Source organism: Yoonia sp. R2331, from assembly GCF_041103235.1.
Lineage (GTDB): Bacteria > Pseudomonadota > Alphaproteobacteria > Rhodobacterales > Rhodobacteraceae > CANMYO01.
Genome location: NZ_JBGCUN010000001.1, coordinates 1,280,611 through 1,296,116, shown reverse-complemented (window position 1 = coordinate 1,296,116; position 15,506 = coordinate 1,280,611). Strand labels below are relative to the sequence as shown.

At 58.9% G+C, this 15,506-nt stretch carries 21 protein-coding genes and 1 tRNA gene; 11 read left to right on the top strand and 11 right to left on the bottom strand.

Annotation, left to right across the window (positions count from 1 at the left end; genetic code table 11):
- The first annotated feature begins 7 nt into the window (after positions 1-7).
- The 10 genes from AB3Y40_RS06650 (at position 8) to AB3Y40_RS06605 (ending at position 5,481) form a co-directional block, all read left to right on the top strand.
- Positions 8-256 carry a hypothetical protein gene (locus AB3Y40_RS06650; RefSeq protein WP_369438008.1) on the top strand — a complete coding sequence of 83 codons (249 nt, stop codon included), beginning with the start codon at positions 8-10 and terminating at the stop codon, positions 254-256.
- 234 nt (positions 257-490) lie between these two features.
- Positions 491-643, top strand: coding sequence for a hypothetical protein (locus AB3Y40_RS06645; RefSeq protein WP_369438007.1), 153 nt, complete (start codon positions 491-493; stop codon positions 641-643).
- Positions 644-653: 10 nt separating this feature from the next.
- Positions 654-881 carry a hypothetical protein gene (locus AB3Y40_RS06640; protein WP_369438006.1) on the top strand — a complete coding sequence of 76 codons (228 nt, stop codon included), beginning with the start codon at positions 654-656 and terminating at the stop codon, positions 879-881.
- A gap of 108 nt (positions 882-989) precedes the next feature.
- Entirely contained in the window at positions 990-1,703 is a 714-nt protein-coding gene (locus AB3Y40_RS06635; protein ID WP_369438005.1) for a pentapeptide repeat-containing protein, read from the top strand.
- A gap of 647 nt (positions 1,704-2,350) precedes the next feature.
- Entirely contained in the window at positions 2,351-2,794 is a 444-nt protein-coding gene (locus AB3Y40_RS06630) for a hypothetical protein (protein WP_369438004.1), read from the top strand.
- A 250-nt stretch (positions 2,795-3,044) separates the two neighbouring features.
- Complete coding sequence (locus AB3Y40_RS06625; RefSeq protein ID WP_369438003.1) at positions 3,045-3,503, top strand: hypothetical protein; 459 nt, start codon at positions 3,045-3,047, stop codon at positions 3,501-3,503.
- Complete coding sequence (locus tag AB3Y40_RS06620) at positions 3,493-3,750, top strand: hypothetical protein (protein ID WP_369438002.1); 258 nt, start codon at positions 3,493-3,495, stop codon at positions 3,748-3,750. Before AB3Y40_RS06625 ends, AB3Y40_RS06620 begins: the two co-directional genes overlap by 11 nt.
- Positions 3,740-3,928, top strand: a complete 189-nt coding sequence (locus tag AB3Y40_RS06615) for a hypothetical protein (protein ID WP_369438001.1) — start codon at positions 3,740-3,742, stop codon at positions 3,926-3,928. The genes AB3Y40_RS06620 and AB3Y40_RS06615 overlap by 11 nt, the downstream gene beginning before the upstream one ends.
- Before the next feature lie 267 nt (positions 3,929-4,195).
- Positions 4,196-4,429: a helix-turn-helix domain-containing protein gene (locus AB3Y40_RS06610; RefSeq protein ID WP_369438000.1), complete on the top strand. Its 234-nt coding sequence runs from the start codon at positions 4,196-4,198 to the stop codon at positions 4,427-4,429.
- Between the two features lie 224 nt (positions 4,430-4,653).
- The gene (locus AB3Y40_RS06605; protein ID WP_369437999.1) at positions 4,654-5,481 is read left to right on the top strand and encodes a tyrosine-type recombinase/integrase; all 828 of its coding nucleotides are present in this window, start codon (positions 4,654-4,656) and stop codon (positions 5,479-5,481) included.
- 29 nt (positions 5,482-5,510) lie between these two features.
- Here the strand turns inward: AB3Y40_RS06605 and AB3Y40_RS06600 are convergent.
- Positions 5,511-5,587 (bottom strand) — tRNA-Arg (locus tag AB3Y40_RS06600).
- Positions 5,588-5,738: 151 nt separating this feature from the next.
- On the opposite strand from AB3Y40_RS06600, the gene AB3Y40_RS06595 reads away from it, so the two are divergent.
- The gene (locus AB3Y40_RS06595; RefSeq protein WP_369437998.1) at positions 5,739-7,208 is read left to right on the top strand and encodes a peroxidase family protein; all 1,470 of its coding nucleotides are present in this window, start codon (positions 5,739-5,741) and stop codon (positions 7,206-7,208) included.
- 36 nt (positions 7,209-7,244) lie between these two features.
- Here AB3Y40_RS06595 and AB3Y40_RS06590 read toward each other — a convergent pair whose 3' ends face one another.
- The 10 genes from AB3Y40_RS06590 to AB3Y40_RS06545 all read right to left on the bottom strand — a co-directional run bounded on the left by AB3Y40_RS06590 (position 7,245) and on the right by AB3Y40_RS06545 (position 15,434).
- Positions 7,245-8,468: a cysteine desulfurase gene (locus AB3Y40_RS06590; protein WP_369437997.1), complete on the bottom strand. Its 1,224-nt coding sequence runs from the start codon at positions 8,466-8,468 to the stop codon at positions 7,245-7,247.
- A complete protein-coding gene (locus tag AB3Y40_RS06585; protein ID WP_369437996.1) occupies positions 8,465-9,043 on the bottom strand; it encodes a YIP1 family protein in 579 nt (192 codons plus the stop codon). The genes AB3Y40_RS06590 and AB3Y40_RS06585 overlap by 4 nt, the downstream gene beginning before the upstream one ends.
- Complete coding sequence (locus AB3Y40_RS06580) at positions 9,040-9,537, bottom strand: hypothetical protein (RefSeq protein WP_369437995.1); 498 nt, start codon at positions 9,535-9,537, stop codon at positions 9,040-9,042. The genes AB3Y40_RS06585 and AB3Y40_RS06580 overlap by 4 nt, the downstream gene beginning before the upstream one ends.
- Positions 9,537-10,826 (bottom strand): SufB/SufD family protein, encoded by a 1,290-nt coding sequence (locus AB3Y40_RS06575; RefSeq protein WP_369437994.1) that lies wholly within the window; start codon positions 10,824-10,826, stop codon positions 9,537-9,539. Before AB3Y40_RS06575 ends, AB3Y40_RS06580 begins: the two co-directional genes overlap by 1 nt.
- Positions 10,826-11,581 carry a Fe-S cluster assembly ATPase SufC gene (sufC, locus tag AB3Y40_RS06570; RefSeq protein ID WP_369437993.1) on the bottom strand — a complete coding sequence of 252 codons (756 nt, stop codon included), beginning with the start codon at positions 11,579-11,581 and terminating at the stop codon, positions 10,826-10,828. Before sufC ends, AB3Y40_RS06575 begins: the two co-directional genes overlap by 1 nt.
- An 80-nt stretch (positions 11,582-11,661) precedes the next feature.
- Positions 11,662-12,192: a hypothetical protein gene (locus tag AB3Y40_RS06565; RefSeq protein ID WP_369437992.1), complete on the bottom strand. Its 531-nt coding sequence runs from the start codon at positions 12,190-12,192 to the stop codon at positions 11,662-11,664.
- Between the two features lie 111 nt (positions 12,193-12,303).
- Entirely contained in the window at positions 12,304-12,477 is a 174-nt protein-coding gene (locus tag AB3Y40_RS06560; RefSeq protein WP_369437991.1) for a hypothetical protein, read from the bottom strand.
- Positions 12,474-12,827 (bottom strand): hypothetical protein, encoded by a 354-nt coding sequence (locus AB3Y40_RS06555; RefSeq protein ID WP_369437990.1) that lies wholly within the window; start codon positions 12,825-12,827, stop codon positions 12,474-12,476. The genes AB3Y40_RS06560 and AB3Y40_RS06555 overlap by 4 nt, the downstream gene beginning before the upstream one ends.
- Positions 12,828-12,859: 32 nt before the next feature.
- On the bottom strand, positions 12,860-14,383 hold the full coding sequence (sufB, locus tag AB3Y40_RS06550) for a Fe-S cluster assembly protein SufB (protein ID WP_369437989.1): 1,524 nt from the start codon (positions 14,381-14,383) through the stop codon (positions 12,860-12,862).
- A gap of 13 nt (positions 14,384-14,396) precedes the next feature.
- Complete coding sequence (locus tag AB3Y40_RS06545) at positions 14,397-15,434, bottom strand: cysteine desulfurase family protein (protein WP_369437988.1); 1,038 nt, start codon at positions 15,432-15,434, stop codon at positions 14,397-14,399.
- Positions 15,435-15,506: the final 72 nt, after the last annotated feature.

Here is a 15,506-nt window from a genome sequence, read left to right as displayed (position 1 = left end):
AGACACAATGACCGCACTACCCGCACACACTTACGTTACGATGGCGCACTTTGGCGATCTGGGTCTTGGCAATGCGTCCGACCCCGGCAGCTTTGACGACGCCGTGGATGCCTACATCGAGCAAACCAGCGAGGGGCGGGAAGCATGGGTTTTTCGCATGGACTTCCCAACCGCAACCGAAGCGGGCGCGCTGATTGATGTGACCCCTGATGCGATTGAGCGAGCCGCGTATTTCAACGCCCTTAACGCAGCATGACCCCCGCCAACTGGACCGAATACGTCGCCGCGATTCTGGCGGAGCAGAATGAAATGATGAGAGGAAAGAAGTGATGGAGTGGCCGCAAATTGTCGTCGTGATGATGCTTACGCTGCATTGCGGCATTCATTTGGCTCTACATGGAACACCGATTGAGCGGAATTACAGTGCTTGGACGTCCCTCATCCGGTCCGGCATCTGGGTTGCTGTCCTATGGGACGGAGGCTTCTGGTCATGACCCCCCGCGACCTCCCCCGCTTTGCCAACGTCCGCGAAGGCATAGAGGCCCGCCGCAAGTGGCGCATCCGTGACGTGTTCTACCTCGCTGTATTCGCCGTGTCCGTCTTGATCGGGGCTGATCTGATCTGGCCCTACCCGCCTGTTTAAGGAGAAAGAAATGCCGAAGAAAGAAAGCACCCTGAACAAGATCATCATGACCCGCACAAAGTTGGGTCTATGGGTCAATTACGGCGATGTGGCGCTTGACGGTCAAGAGCCGCAAGAGTTTGCCGCTGAGGTCAAGGAGTGTTTCGACGCACTCATGGATTTCCGCAACATCGTAAGCGCAATGGCTTCGCTAGAAGGCGAGCCAAAGGATAGGGCGCGCGAATTTTTGGAACTCTAATCCCACTCGCGGGATAGCCCCCGGCGCATAACCGTCCCACGAGCGTCGGGGGTTCATTGGAATACCGCCGCAGGGCTGACCCTGCTGGCCGGAGAATAGGAGAGAACCATGAAATTCGAGATTAGATCGCGATGGACCGGCGCAGTAAGATTCACCGCCGAAATAGAGGCCGATGAAAGCGCCTCGCTTGGCGTCAAGGTTGGGCTTGCTGTCAAATGGGCAATCAAAAACGATGCCGTCCTGAGCGATGCCGACCTGAGCGGTGCCGACCTGCGCGATGCCGACCTGCGCGATGCCGTCCTGAGCGATGCCGACCTGAGCGGTGCCGACCTGCGCGATGCCGACCTGCGCGATGCCGACCTGCGCGATGCCGACCTGCGCGATGCCGACCTGCGCGATGCCGACCTGCGCGATGCCGACCTGCGCGGTGCCGACCTGAGCGATGCCGACCTGCGCGGTGCCGTCCTGAGCGGTGCCGTCCTGCGCGGTGCCGACCTGAGCGGTGCCGACCTGCGCGATTGTCCGGTGAAAATCGAAAACATACATACTGCAATTTATGAGGCAGCGTCACAACCGGGCGCGCTCAAAATGGAAACTTGGCACTGCGGCACTGCGCACTGCCGCGCCGGATGGGCGGTCACGCTTGCCGGTGAGGGCGGGAAGGCGCTTGAATTTGCGATGGGAACACCAGCCGCAGCGGCAGTGATCTACCTTGCAAGTGACCCGTCTCTTGAGCGGATGCCCAACTTTTACACCACCAACGAAAAGGCGCTCGCCGACATGAAGCGCCTCGCTGAATTGGAGGCCAAAGCCCATGCTTAACCCGATATCGACCCCTTCCCCCTGCCCGCCACCGTCCATCTTTGAGGATGGGTGGTTTGACCTTCCGCTGATTGATGCGCGCTTGCCTGTGTATGTGGGGGAAGCGTGATGGATCACTCAAAGACTTACCACTTGCCGTTGTCAGTTGCGCGGGAGCCTAAATCTGGTGAGGTGATTGTCGATGCTTTCTGGTGCGTCCACCCTGAGAAAGGCATTGCTTTCTGGGATCGTGGCTCGCGCAAGGCTTCGCGTGACGCCTCTCCGCAATGCAACACAGACAGGCGAGTCGCTGAAAGCCTTGTGAGCATACACCCCGGCCATGAAATTCAGCAAATTCCGTTGGTTTTTCTGACAAACCTTTCTTTTTTCAGGCCCACGTCATGACCCACCGCAACCCCTGGACCCCCGCGATTGCCGCCATGCTGGCAGAACTCAACCTTATGATGATGGAGAAGAAGGATGCACCTAATCGACCCGTTTGATCCTCGACAAGCCGCGATGAGCAACAAGCCGCTTCCGCCGCGCCCACCTCAGGTTGTGACTGAAGCCTTCATTGACTGGTATCAGACCCACGCCCGCGAACTGGATGACGCAACACAAGCCGCGCTGCATCGCGTGGTGAATGACGAAACACACAGGAGAGCGTGATGGAGCGCCAACAGTTCAATTTTGACCTTATGGCCATTCAGGCGAAAGGTGAGTTGCCAGATGGCTGGGACATATATCGTTGGGAAGCCAAGAACCACGGAACACCGTTTGCGTCCATAGAGTTCACCGGTGGCGTGGGCCGTCCCCTAAAATCTGGAAAACGCAAGGGCCAGATCACTTGGCGGGACATGGACCCCAGCACGGAAATTTCAGTGTCATTGACAAGGAGAGAACTCCTAGAGTTCAGGGAACAGTGGGCAAGCGAAACGGGCATTTGTCACCAGTGCCACGGAAACGGGACGCGCTGGCATGGCTGGTCGGCTGTCGATGGCAACAGATACAAACATTGCGAATACTGTGACGGCACCGGGGATTCCCGCGCCCCGGCGCACAGCAAGGCCACCGGAGACCGGACACCCCGGCCCGGTGGCGGAAAGGAATGAAGGATGATGCGACTTCTAGGATTAATTTGGCACGGATGCCTTCATGTCTGGGAGAACGTTGGGCCGCGAGGCACTTGGGGGTCCGACGAGGGTGGCCGAGGACATGCTCAATCCGTCCGTTGCAAAAAGTGCGGGCGCAGAACGTGGTTCAAGTGCTAGGCCCCCTGACCGCCCTAGATGTGCTGTTGAACGCCATTGTGCTGTTCACCGTCGCGAGCGTGTGGGCTGCTATTTTGAAAGGACTGTGGATATGGATGATGTGAAGAAGCTGGCAGAGGCGCTTGATGCTTTCGCAGGCGTCAGGTCGGATGGAGAAGCGGGATGTATGGGTCAAGCATCATTGGCGCTCGACGCCCTCACCGCCGAAAACGCCCGCCTGCGGGAGCGTATCGCGGAGTTGGAGGCCGGGCCAAAGGTCAAGCCGCTGGTGTGGGAGGACCACCCAGTGATTGACGGGCCGGTCTTGTCAATGGCTGTCTGCCTTTTCGGAACCTATTTTGTGATGGACGACACCGATGATTTTTCGGGCCTGTATCTTGATCTGATTTACCACGACAATGCCCGATGGTGGCAAAGCGTCAGGGCATGCAGCGAAACGTTGTTGGAACGGATTCATGAAGATGATTTTTCCCCACTGAAAAACGCCGCGCAGGCCGACTATGAAGCCCGCATTCGCGCCGCCCTACAGGAGAACACCGATGGCGGATGAAGCACTGCGATGGAACCCATTCAGCGATGGCCGGCCAGGCGCTTTTGCTGTGGGCTTGGGTCTTGTTTATCATGTGACCGCCTTCCCAGCAGATAGTTGCCTGTCCGGCCTTTGGTATGCCTCAAATGCTCGGGATTCCGGCAAGTTTGCAGACATGAAGTCGGCGCAATCGTTCTGCGCAAGCCTGCATAGAACGGAGGCATCGCAACGCACCCTCACCCACAAGGAGAACACCGATGGATCGTGACGCGCTGGAACGGCTGGCTGAGAAGTGGGAGAGCGAAGCGGAGGTAGCAAAACGCCAGTCGCAAAATCGCGCATTCTCTCCGCTTATTCGCCAGAAACTACAAACCGAATACTTGGCCCTATCAGGTTGTGCGGACGAACTCCGCGCCCTGATCGCACAGCATGGGGAGCGGGAGTGATGGCCGTTGACCTGTTTGGCTTCAAGGTGAAGCCGGTAAGCAAGGCCAAACGCAAAGACCCTACCCCCGCAGGGTATGCCGATTATCCCGGCACCGGCCCGGACGGGGAAACGTGCGGCTCATGCGGGAACCTGCACCGTTCGAGTTGGGCAAAAACATATCTGAAATGCGAATTGAACCGCGCGTGCTGGACTAAAGGGCGAAGAACAGACGTTCTATCGCGCTCTCCTGCTTGCTCCAAATGGACCCCCACCAAGGACTGACGCCATGACCCAAGCGCGGCACCAGTTTTCATTCATCCCCAGGCTCATGCAGGCAAGCGCCGCTGCGGCCTATATCGGTATGTCCGAAAGCAAGTTGCGCGAGAAGAAAATCCCCCGCAAAAAAGACGGTGGAAATTGGGTCTATGAAAAAGCTGATCTGGACGCCTATGCTGATTCACTGAGATACGAAGGTGAACCAGAGGGGCCAAACTCATGCGACGAGGCGTTCGGGTCGTGAAGCAACGCAACGTGTGGCGCGTCACAAAGAAAAACGGCAAGGTGTTCAAGTATCACCGAAAGACCCGCGCGCCCCTACCCAATGACATCCCCGAAGATCACCCCGAATTTGTCGCTGCATGGCTGGCAGAGGAGCAAAAGAACGGGCCTGTGAGAGCGCGGGCAAAGTCAGGGACAATCAGGGCGGGCTGTGAGGCATACCTAGCAACAACCGACTTTCTCTCTATGAAACCGGGTTCTAAGGTAAACAACCGCCGCCACATCGAGGCTATCAGCGCCAAGGGCGATTCCGCATACATGGCCGACCTGCAACCCCGTCACATCGAAGCCGATCTAGGCCCCCTGACACCCGCCGTTGCCAAGTCGCGCCTGACAGCATGGCGGCACCTCTGTCCGTTCTGGAAGTCCAAAGGCTGGATTGATACGGACGTATCGGCCCCGGTGAAGCGCAAGAAGATGCCAAAGACAGCGGGTCACAAGGAATGGACGCATGACGATCTTGACGCCTTCCGCAAGCACTGGCCCATAGGTACGCCTCAGAGGCTTGCCTGTGAGTTGCTGCAATGGACAGGGGCGCGTGCAAGTGATGCCGTGCTGCTAGGGCGGCAGATGGTGCGCCGCGACGGGCTTTTGCACTTCACCCAGGAAAAGACCGGCAACCCGGCTCACGTGCCATGGACCGCACCCGCATGGGGGCTTGAGCGGCAGCGAGAAGACCTAATGAAATGCCTGCAACCGGATCAGGCCATGTTCATCCTGACGGTCTACGGAAAGCCGCGCAGCCGCAAGTCGTTCAGTAGCTGGTTTTCTGCGGCTTGCACCACAGCAAAGCTGCCCGATCTGTCAGCCCACGGGTTGCGCAAATATCGCATGAACACGCTGGCGGAATCGGGCGTTTCATTGCTCGGAATGCAGGGCTGGGTCGGGCATGTGACGCTTGAGGAAGTGCAGCTTTACACGGAACGGGCGAACAAGCGTCAGGCGGTGCAGGGCGCGCAATCTGTTAACCCGGCAAGTCCAACTGTTAACTCAGAAGCTAAGGTTATGAAATGATTGACGTTTCTAGCGGTCAACACATGGGGTGGCGGTCCGTAGAGGATTCGAACCTCTGGCCTCTGCCTTCGGAGGGCAGCGCTCTATCCAGCTGAGCTAACGGACCGTTGATCCCGCTATAGCCGCCCGAAACCTGCCCTGCAACACGCAATCGGCAATGCTTCGCTGGTCAGGATTCCCCGACTTTGCCGCGACACCCGGTTCCCGCACCCTAGTGGCACTTTTCAAACCAACACATTTTTGAACGGAGAAATTCAATGACGAAGATGCCCCACGGCATGTCGCGGCTTGACCTGTTTCTCAAGGAATGCCTCGACCATCATGCCCTTAATGACGACCGCCCCCTGCCGCAGATTTTTGGCTATCTGCTGGGCGCCAACCCGGTCACCGGCAACCTGTCCAGGCAAACCATCGTGGATGGCTTTGACGCGCTGGTGGAAACCATGCGCGTTAATACGGTCAAGGATGGCCCGGCAGAGGCTGGTATGACCTTCTTTGGTCAATTCATCGACCATGATATCACGCTGGACGCCACCAGTGCCATTGGCACCCGGATTGACCCCCGCTCGATCCGCAACATCCGCACACCCAACCTTGACCTTGATTGCGTCTATGGCGACGGGCCAGAGGCCTCTCCCTATCTCTATGGCGAGGGGCACTTGTCCGAATACATGCTGTTCGGCCGCAAGGACAGCCCGCACGATCTGCCCCGCAACCATCATGGCCGCGCGCTGATCGGGGATTTTCGCAATGACGAAAACATCCTCGTCAGCCAGATCCAAGGTGCGTTCATCTGTTTGCACAACATCCTCATGGACCACGCAGAGGCGAATGCCGACAGCCACCACGATGTGTCCAACTGTGCCGCGATGGGTATCCGGTCAGAGGTCTGGCACGACACCATCAACCCCGGCCTGCGCAGCTTTGAAGAGGTGCGGCGCTTTATCCGTCTGCACTATCAATGGCTGGTGCTGAACGAATTCCTGCCGTCATTTGTGGATCAGGCTGATATCGACCACGCGCTGGCCCATGACATCTTCCCCGGTGCGCCGATGATGCCGGCGGAATTCTCGGTCGCCGCCTATCGTTTTGGCCATGCCACGGTGCAGCCGGAATACGTGCTGCGCAAAGGTGAATCCCCGCTTGATCTTTTTGCCCTGCGCGGCTTTGGCCCGCGCGACGACGGGGCCACGATTGAGATGGCGCAATTCTTCGGCCCCCACGCGCAAAAGGCGCTGCCGGTTGGCACCGACATGGCCGATACGCTCTTTGAGCTGCCCGACTTCATCGTCGGCTCCGGCCTGACATGGGGCGATCTGCAGATCCCGGTGGATCGCGCCAAAAAGCTGGGCCTGCGCAACATCCTGCGCGACCGCACCGCGATGCTGTTGCCCTCAGGCCAGCAAATGGCGCGGCATCTGGGGATGAAACCGCTTGATCCGCCACAGGCGCTACTGGATCACCATATCACCAAGACGCCACTGTGGTTCTATTGCCTGCAAGAGGCGCAAGCCAGCGGCAAAGGCAAGCTGACCGGTGTGGGCGGCAAGATCGTGGCCTCGGTCATCGTGCGCCTGCTCAAGGAAGACCCCGAAAGCGTGCTACACGTCCCCGGCTTCAGCCCTTGGCCCGGCTTTGGCAAGCACTGCTCTATGGCGAACCTGATGGCCTACGTCGAAAAGCACCGCGATGGCGTAAAGCACCGCGAAGACCTGTATTGCGGCTAAATCAACCAGCGTCGGGCCAGACTGGCCCGGCGTGCCTTAGCTAAACAGCTCGTGACACAGCTCCAGCGCGTCCACCAAGGTATCCACCTCTTCGGTCGTGTTATAGACGCCAAAAGAGGCGCGGCAGGTGGCATTTACCCCCATATGCTCCATCAATGGCATCGCACAATGTGTGCCCGCACGCACCGCGACACCACGCTTGTCCAACACGGTCGAGATATCATGCGCATGGGCCGCCCCCTCTAGCGACAGCGAGAATATCGCTCCCTTACCCGGCGCTGTCCCCTGCACCTGCAGCCAATTGAGCCCTGCAAACCGCATCTCGGCATAGTCGCGCACGTCAGCCTCATGTGCTGCGATATTTTCCATGCCCACATCCATCATCCATTCCAGCGCCACGCCAAGCCCGATGGTCTGGACAATGCCCGGTGTGCCCGCCTCAAACTTCATTGGGGCGTCGTTGTAAATGACGCCATCACGGGTGACGTCTTTGATCATGTCGCCACCGCCCAGAAACGGCTGCATCTCGGCCATGCGGTCTGGTGCCACATAAATCGCCCCCGACCCGGATGGACCATAAAGCTTGTGACCGGTGATGGCGTAGAAATCACAACCCAGATCAGCAATGTTGACGGGGCTGTGCACAGCCGCCTGCGATCCATCGACCAACACCGGCACACCCTTGTCATGCGCGCCCGCGGTGATTGCTTTCACATCCACATAGGTGCCCAGCACATTTGACATATGCGTCACCGCAACCAGCTTGGTTTTGGGGCCAATGGCATCAATCACCTTCTGGGGGTCCAGCGATCCATCCGGTTCCACATCCACCCATTTGATCACCACACCCTGCCGCTCGCGCAGGAAATGCCAGGGCACGATATTGGCGTGATGTTCCATGATCGACAGCACAATCTCGTCGCCCGCCTGCAACCGCGGCGCGGCCCAGCCATAGGCGACCATATTGATCCCCTCGGTGGTGCCAGAATTGAGAATGATGCTGTTTTCATCCGGCACACCAAGGAACTTTGCGATGATCCCGCGCACGCCTTCGTATTTCTCGGTGGCCAGATTGCTCAGGTAGTGCAGGCCCCGATGCACATTGGCGTATTCCTCGGCATAGGCACGTGTGATCGCGTCAATCACCACCTGCGGCTTTTGCGCGCTCGCCCCGTTGTCCAGATAGACCAGCGGCTTGCCATTTACCTCGCGGCTCAGGATCGGAAAATCGGCGCGGATCGCGTTGATGTCAAAGCTCATAAGGCAAGTCCCTGGGCCGTGACGCCCACCAGTGAAAGGATCAGGGCCAACCCAAAGGCTGTCCCAAGAAAGGCGATCATGATCGTTGCAATCGCTTTGCCGATATTGGCAAAACCGTGCAGGACATCGACCGCCAGCACCAGCGCGATCGTCAGATAGGCAAAGCCCGCGATGGACACGACTTGCACCATGAACGGCAAGATCAGCACGGTCAAAAGCTGGATGACCTGCACCGCAACGCCCATCGCCTGCCACCACGTCAGCAACAGTAAAGCACCGGGAAACCGCCCGGTCCCACCCAGCATCTGCCCGGTGAAATAGAAGGCAAAGACCATCGCAACCAGGATCGACCCCAGCAGGATCGCCAACCCAAAGGGCGGCAACACCATCAGCTGGCTTTGCGACGGCGCGGGAAAGATCGAAAGTGTGCCCACCATCATCAGAACCGACAGGCAGACCACCAAGGCCATCATCGACCACAAGATCCCGCGGTTAAGGCGCAGGGCGTTCAGCATGGTCGCCACACCCTTTGGGTCGACGAAAGACCGCCCGATGAACTGCAATACCGCGTTCAACTTTCCGCCTCCCGCAGACATTGCAGCCAAAGCCAGCCAAAGCCTGCGACCCAGATGCCGCCTACCACTTGCGTCTGCGCGCCCGGCCCCACGAAGCCGGCCATCAGACCATAAAGCAGCAGCACCGGGGTCGAGGCGAGCAAGGCCCAGAACAGCGCCAGCCGCGCAGTATAAAACGTGCCCTTGCCGCCAATGACCCGCGCCACGACATGGCTGATCGCCGCAATCGCATAAAGCAGCAACGGCCACAGCATCAGCCAGGCGAACAGCTCATAAGACAGCAATTCGGTGATATCGCGCGCCTCTGTCCCCGGAGCCAGATCAAAGCCCGCCGCCTGACGTGACAGACGCGGACCTTGGGCCACAAAGATCAGCAGACAGGCGACAATCACATAGGCAACGGCCCGATCCTCGCGCCGCCCCTGCGCCAAAAGCTCGCGCATGACGACGCGCGGCCCCCGCCACGTGCGCACGATATCGGTGGTCACCGCCATCAGCTGTGACGGGCAAGCCAGCCTTCCAGCCGGTCCCGCAACGCATCTGCAAGGGTGTCATCCGCGATCTCTTCCAGCGCCTCGGCCAGAAACGCCAGCGTCAGTAGGTTGGTCGCGGTCTTTTCATCGACCCCGCGCGAGCGCAGGTAAAACAACGCCTCTTCGCTGATCGCCCCGCTGGTTGACCCGTGGCTACAGGCCACGTCATCGGCATAAATTTCCAACTCTGGCTTGGCAAGGAACTGGCTATCGCCGTCCAGCAAAAGCGACTGGCTGATCTGATAGCCATCGGTCTTCTGCGCGCCTTGCTTGACCAGAATTTTGCCCTGAAACACGCCCACGGCCCCGTTGCGCAGCACCTTCTTGAACACTTGGCGGCTTTCGCAATTCACCGCGTCATGAGTGATGAAAACCGTGTCGTCATGATGAAAATCGTCACCGTCGCCGACACACGCGCCCGCCACATGGGCTGTCGCATCATCGCCGATGATCTCCAGCACACATTCGTTGCGCGTCAACCGCCCGTTCACCGTCAGTGTGAACGACTTGAAAGTGCTCTCGCCCGCGACCCGCGCAAAGCAATGGGTCACCGCGCGGCGCTCGTGGTCGCGCCCCTGCGCACGCACGTGGTGGAACGTGCCACCTTCCGCGACATCCACCTCAAGCACCTTGGAAAACCGCGCCGCAGCCGGGCCGGTTTCCAGCAATGTCACCTCTGCGCCCGCCTCGACCTTGACGAGGTTGTGCAGCGCCGCGTCAGAGCTGTCATCACCGTGTTGGTAAATCAGGTTGATCGGCTTTGACGCCTTGCCAGTCACGCGGATCACCGCGCCGTCGGTCGCCAATGCGGTGTTCAGCGATGCGAGTGGCCGCGCCACCGGGTCCTGCCCGCGCTTTTCCAGCACGCCATAAAGGTCCTTGGCCCAATGGATATCAGTGTTCATCGCATCCGCCAGACGCTCAACCTCGACGCCCTCAGCTGTCAGGTCCGTTGATTGCGCGGCGTCAAAAACACCGTCCACAAACACCAGCTTAATCCGGTCCACATCGTCAAACAGCGGACCTTCGTCATTGTAAAACAAGGCGGCCACAGGCGCATCCGGCTGCACAAGGCTGGCAGGGTCAGTGAACTTCCAATACTCATCCCGGCGATGCGGCAGCCCCATGGAACGGGTCCGCGCCAGCGCATCCGCACGCGCGGCCTGCGCCCAAGCTGCAGTCGCCTCTGGCAGGCTCACGGCATTCAACCGCGCCTCGGTTGCGTCGGCCTTCATTTGCGGCAAAGCCATCAGGCCACCTCCGCCAGAATGTCGGCATAACCGTTGTTTTCAACCTCAAGCGCAAGCTCTGGCCCGCCGGTCTTGACGATTCTGCCGTCCGCCATGATGTGCACCACATCGGGTTTGATGTGATCCAGCAGGCGTTGGTAGTGGGTGATCACAAGGAATGACCGCCCTTCAGACCGCAGCGCGTTCACACCTTCGGCCACCAGCTTCATCGCATCGACGTCCAGACCCGAATCCGTTTCGTCCAGCACGCACATCTTGGGTTCCAGCATCGCCATCTGCAGGATTTCATTGCGCTTCTTTTCACCGCCCGAGAATCCGACGTTCACCGGACGTTTGAGCATGTCCGCATCAATTTTCAGCGCCTTGGCCTTTTCACGCACGACCTTCAGGAAATCGCCCGCTGACAGCTCCTCTTCGCCCCGCGCCTTGCGCTGCGCATTCACGGCCGTCCGCAGAAAGGTCATGTTGCCCACACCGGGGATCTCAACCGGATACTGAAACGCAAGAAACAGGCCGGCCGCAGCGCGCTCTTCGGGTTCCATCTCCAGCAGGTCAGCGTCATCCAACATGGCCGAGCCAGAGGTGACTTCGTAACCATCCTTGCCGGACAGCACATAGGACAGGGTCGATTTGCCCGACCCGTTCGGCCCCATGATCGCATGCACCTGTCCGGGCGCAATCGACAGATCGACGCCCTTCAGGATCGTCTTCTCTTCTTCTTCAAGATCAACCGCCAGGTTCTTGATTTCCAACATGTCTTTTTCTCCTTAAACGGCAAAGGGGCCGCGCGGGCAGTTGCCCGGCGACGCCTTGAATTCTGTGATGAGTGGGTGGCTTAGGCCAGCGGGATCAAGATCGTCTCGCCGCGCACATATAGCGATGTGGGCGCCGTAGTGGCCTGCACCTGATTGACGTAGTCTTGCCCAAAGACCTGTGCGAACTCTGCGGGTGCGAGCCAGATCAGATTGTGCATCGTCACCAACATGCAGGCGATGCCCGCGACTTGTGCGGTCATATGGGCCAGTGATTTCTGTCCGATCATCCCGCCAAGGATGAAGATCGCCATCGCGGCCATGCCAAAGTCGATCAGCATCAGCGTGTCGGCTGTGGTCCCGGCCTCGTCGATGCCCAGATAGGTCCAGCGCACGAACCGCGCGCCCATCAGCATCACCGCGCCAAGGATCAGTGCCATGACCAATCCGCCGAACGTGGCCTTTTCGTTGCGTTTCTTGGCGGCTTGCTTGATCTGCTGCTTGTTCACCCGCTTGGGAATAAACGTGCCGGTCTCTCCATCCACGTAGTACGTGTTCTTGGGATCCTTGATACGCTTGATGCGCGTGTGAAAGCCTGCCATCTGGTCGGACATCGGTCCAAACCTCGCTGAAATAACCTAATTCTGAAAAGGTTAACGCGAGATATGGGCAGGATTGCGACAGGCCTGCGTCGGCATCACGACGAATATGGGCAATTTGAGCAGTCATTTATGCCGCCCCAACACAAGCTGCGACAGCAGCGATCCACAGGCCCCGGACACCGCCCCCAGCCCGATCACCTGCCACATCGTCAGCACATCAGTGACCGCGTCAACGACGCCCGCAAAGCCGGCACAGAAGCAACCGGTCAGAAGAGATGTCAGCAGAACACTTTTCATGATGACCTCATTTCTGCGATCTTACGCTGTGTATCTTTGCTATCGGCATTGGATTTTTCACGACGCAGCCGCGTATCAATCGCCTTTGCAGCTTTGATCTTCGCACCAAGCATCTTTCCATGGATCGCCGCCCATAGACCGGCGGTTCCGAAGGACAAAACGACTGTGACCGCAGCAAGCGACAGGCCCGTCGCTTCAGCCACCGGGATGACAAAGATCGGTGCCAAAGCAAACAACACCACGAACAAAACCGAGCCTCCGAACGCAAACACCAGCGTCGCTTCGCTGGACGGTTTGCGCCGCAATGTCTTCGCCAGTTTCCGGCGGCCATCTATGCTGACGTCTGACATCTCAGTTTCCATAACTCGCTCTCGGGCTCTGATCAGCCCACCGACCCCTCAAGCGAAATCGCCACCAGCGCCTGCGCTTCCATCGCAAACTCCATCGGCAGCGCCTGCAGCACTTCCTTGCAGAACCCGTTTACGACAAGCGCCACAGCCTCTTCTTCATCCATGCCGCGCGACCGGCAATAGAACAGCTGATCATCATCCACCTTGGATGTGGTCGCCTCATGCTCGACCCGGCTGCTGTTATTCTTCACCTCGATGTAAGGCACCGTATGCGCCCCGCATTTGTCGCCGATCAGCAGGCTGTCACACTGGGTATAGTTCCGAGACTCTTTCGCCTTGGGGTGCATCGACACCAGCCCCCGATAGGTATTCTGCGCACGGCCCGCAGAAATCCCCTTGGACACGATTCGGCTTTTTGTGTTCTTGCCCAGATGCACCATCTTCGTGCCGGTATCGGCCTGCTGCATGTTGTTGGCAATCGCGATGGAATAGAACTCACCTTGTGAATCATTCCCGCGCAAAATGCAGCTTGGATATTTCCACGTCACCGCAGAACCGGTTTCCACCTGCGTCCACATCACCTTGGACCGGTCGCCCCGGCAATCGGCGCGCTTGGTCACAAAGTTATAGATCCCGCCATTGCCCTCTGCATCGCCGGGATACCAGTTCTGCACGGTGGAATATTTCACCTCTGCATCTTCCTCGACAATGATCTCAACCACTGCCGCATGCAGCTGTGCTGTGTCGCGCTTGGGCGCGGTGCAGCCCTCAAGGTAGGACACATAAGACCCCTTGTCGGCAATGATCAGCGTGCGTTCAAACTGGCCCGTGTTTTCGGCGTTGATCCGGAAATAGGTGCTCAGCTCCATCGGGCAGCGCACACCGGGTGGGACGTAAACAAACGACCCATCCGAAAACACCGCCGAATTGAGCGTTGCGTAAAAGTTGTCCGACGGCGGCACCACCGTGCCCAGGTACTTCTTGACCAGTTCCGGGTGCTTCTCAATCGCCTCCGAGATGGAACAAAAGATCACTCCCGCCTTTTCCAGCTCTTTCTGGAACGTCGTGCCCACGGACACGGAATCAAACACCGCATCCACTGCCACCTTGCGCCCCTCGGCAGGCGCATCCTCGGCCCCTTCAACACCAGCGAGGATCATCTGCTCCTTCAGCGGAATGCCCAGCTTGTCATAGGTCGCCAGCAACTTGGGGTCGACCTCATCCAGCGACTTGGGCTTCACTTCCATGCTCTTGGGACGCGCATAGTAATAGATGTCCTGAAAATCGATGTCGGGGTAATTGACCATCGCCCATGTGGGCTCTTCGATGTTTTCCCAACGCGCAAAGGCAGACAGACGCCACTCGGTCATCCACTCGGGTTCGTTGTTCTTGCTGGAAATCAGCTTCACGATATCGGTGTTCACGCCCTTGGGGGCGTAGTCCATCTCGATCTCGGTTTCCCAACCGTATTTGTAGTTGCCCGATAGCTCGGCCACCGCATCCACGGTGTCCTGATCCACGCCATCCTTGACGTCCACTTGATCCATAACGGTCATCTCAGCACCTCGCTCACGCGGCCAACCGCGCCTTTTGTCCTTTGGCAATCCACGTCTCCGCGAACTGCACGATATCCTCTTGCCGGGTTTCCAACCCCAAAGAGACGCGCACAGCGCACCCCGCATCGGCCGCCTCAACCCCCAGCGCCGGCAAAACGCCACTGGCTTTGACCTTGCCCGATGAACAGGCCGATCCAGCCGAGACGGCAAAGCCCGCCAGATCCATCGCCATCACCTGCGTCTCACCCTTCCAGCTGGGCGCAATGATGCAGGCCGTGTTGGGCAAACGGTCAAACCCCTTGCCAACCGAAGTAGTTTCAAACGGCGCGGCCTCAATGGCCTTTTCTAGAATATTTCTAAGTTCTGCAACCCGATCCCACCGCCCATCCGCCAGATCACGTTGCGCCGCCGTCGCAGCCGCCGCCATTCCCGCAATCCCAATGATGTTTTCGGTCCCCGACCGGCGGCCCATTTCCTGCCCGCCACCCTTGATCTGTACCGCCAGATCATGCCCGCGCGGGATGATCAGCGCACCCACACCCTTGGGGCCACCAAACTTATGGGCAGACAGAAACACCATCTCAACCCCTGACCAGGCATAGGAAAACGGCACCCGGCCAAAGCCTTGCGTGATATCGCTGACGGCCAGCCCCTCGGGCAAGCTTTGCACCAGGCCGGTCTCGGAATTGGCCAGTTGCACCACTGATGTTGCCGGATCAGCCACCTGCACCGCACCATCCACCACCGGCAAAACAGGATCGACCCAGGCCGCAACCGCTGCATGCTCCAACCCGCTGGCCTTCAGGCCACGCCCCGACAACGCCAAAGCCGCCGCTTCAGTCGCGCCTGACACAAACACAACATCCGCCTCACCGGCCCCCGTGGCCTCAGCCAAAGCCTGCCGCGCCTCTTCCACAACCCGCTTGGCTCCGCGCCCCTCGGCATGCACCGACGATGGATTGCCCACCACATCCATCGCCGCCAACATCGCTGTGCGCGCCTCAGCACGCAGCGGCGTCGTGGCGTTATGATCCAGATAGACCCGGCTCACCGCACAGCTCTTTCTTTTGAACAGAAATATGCCAGGGGGTTTGGGGGACAGCGTCCCCCATTCTCTAAATCA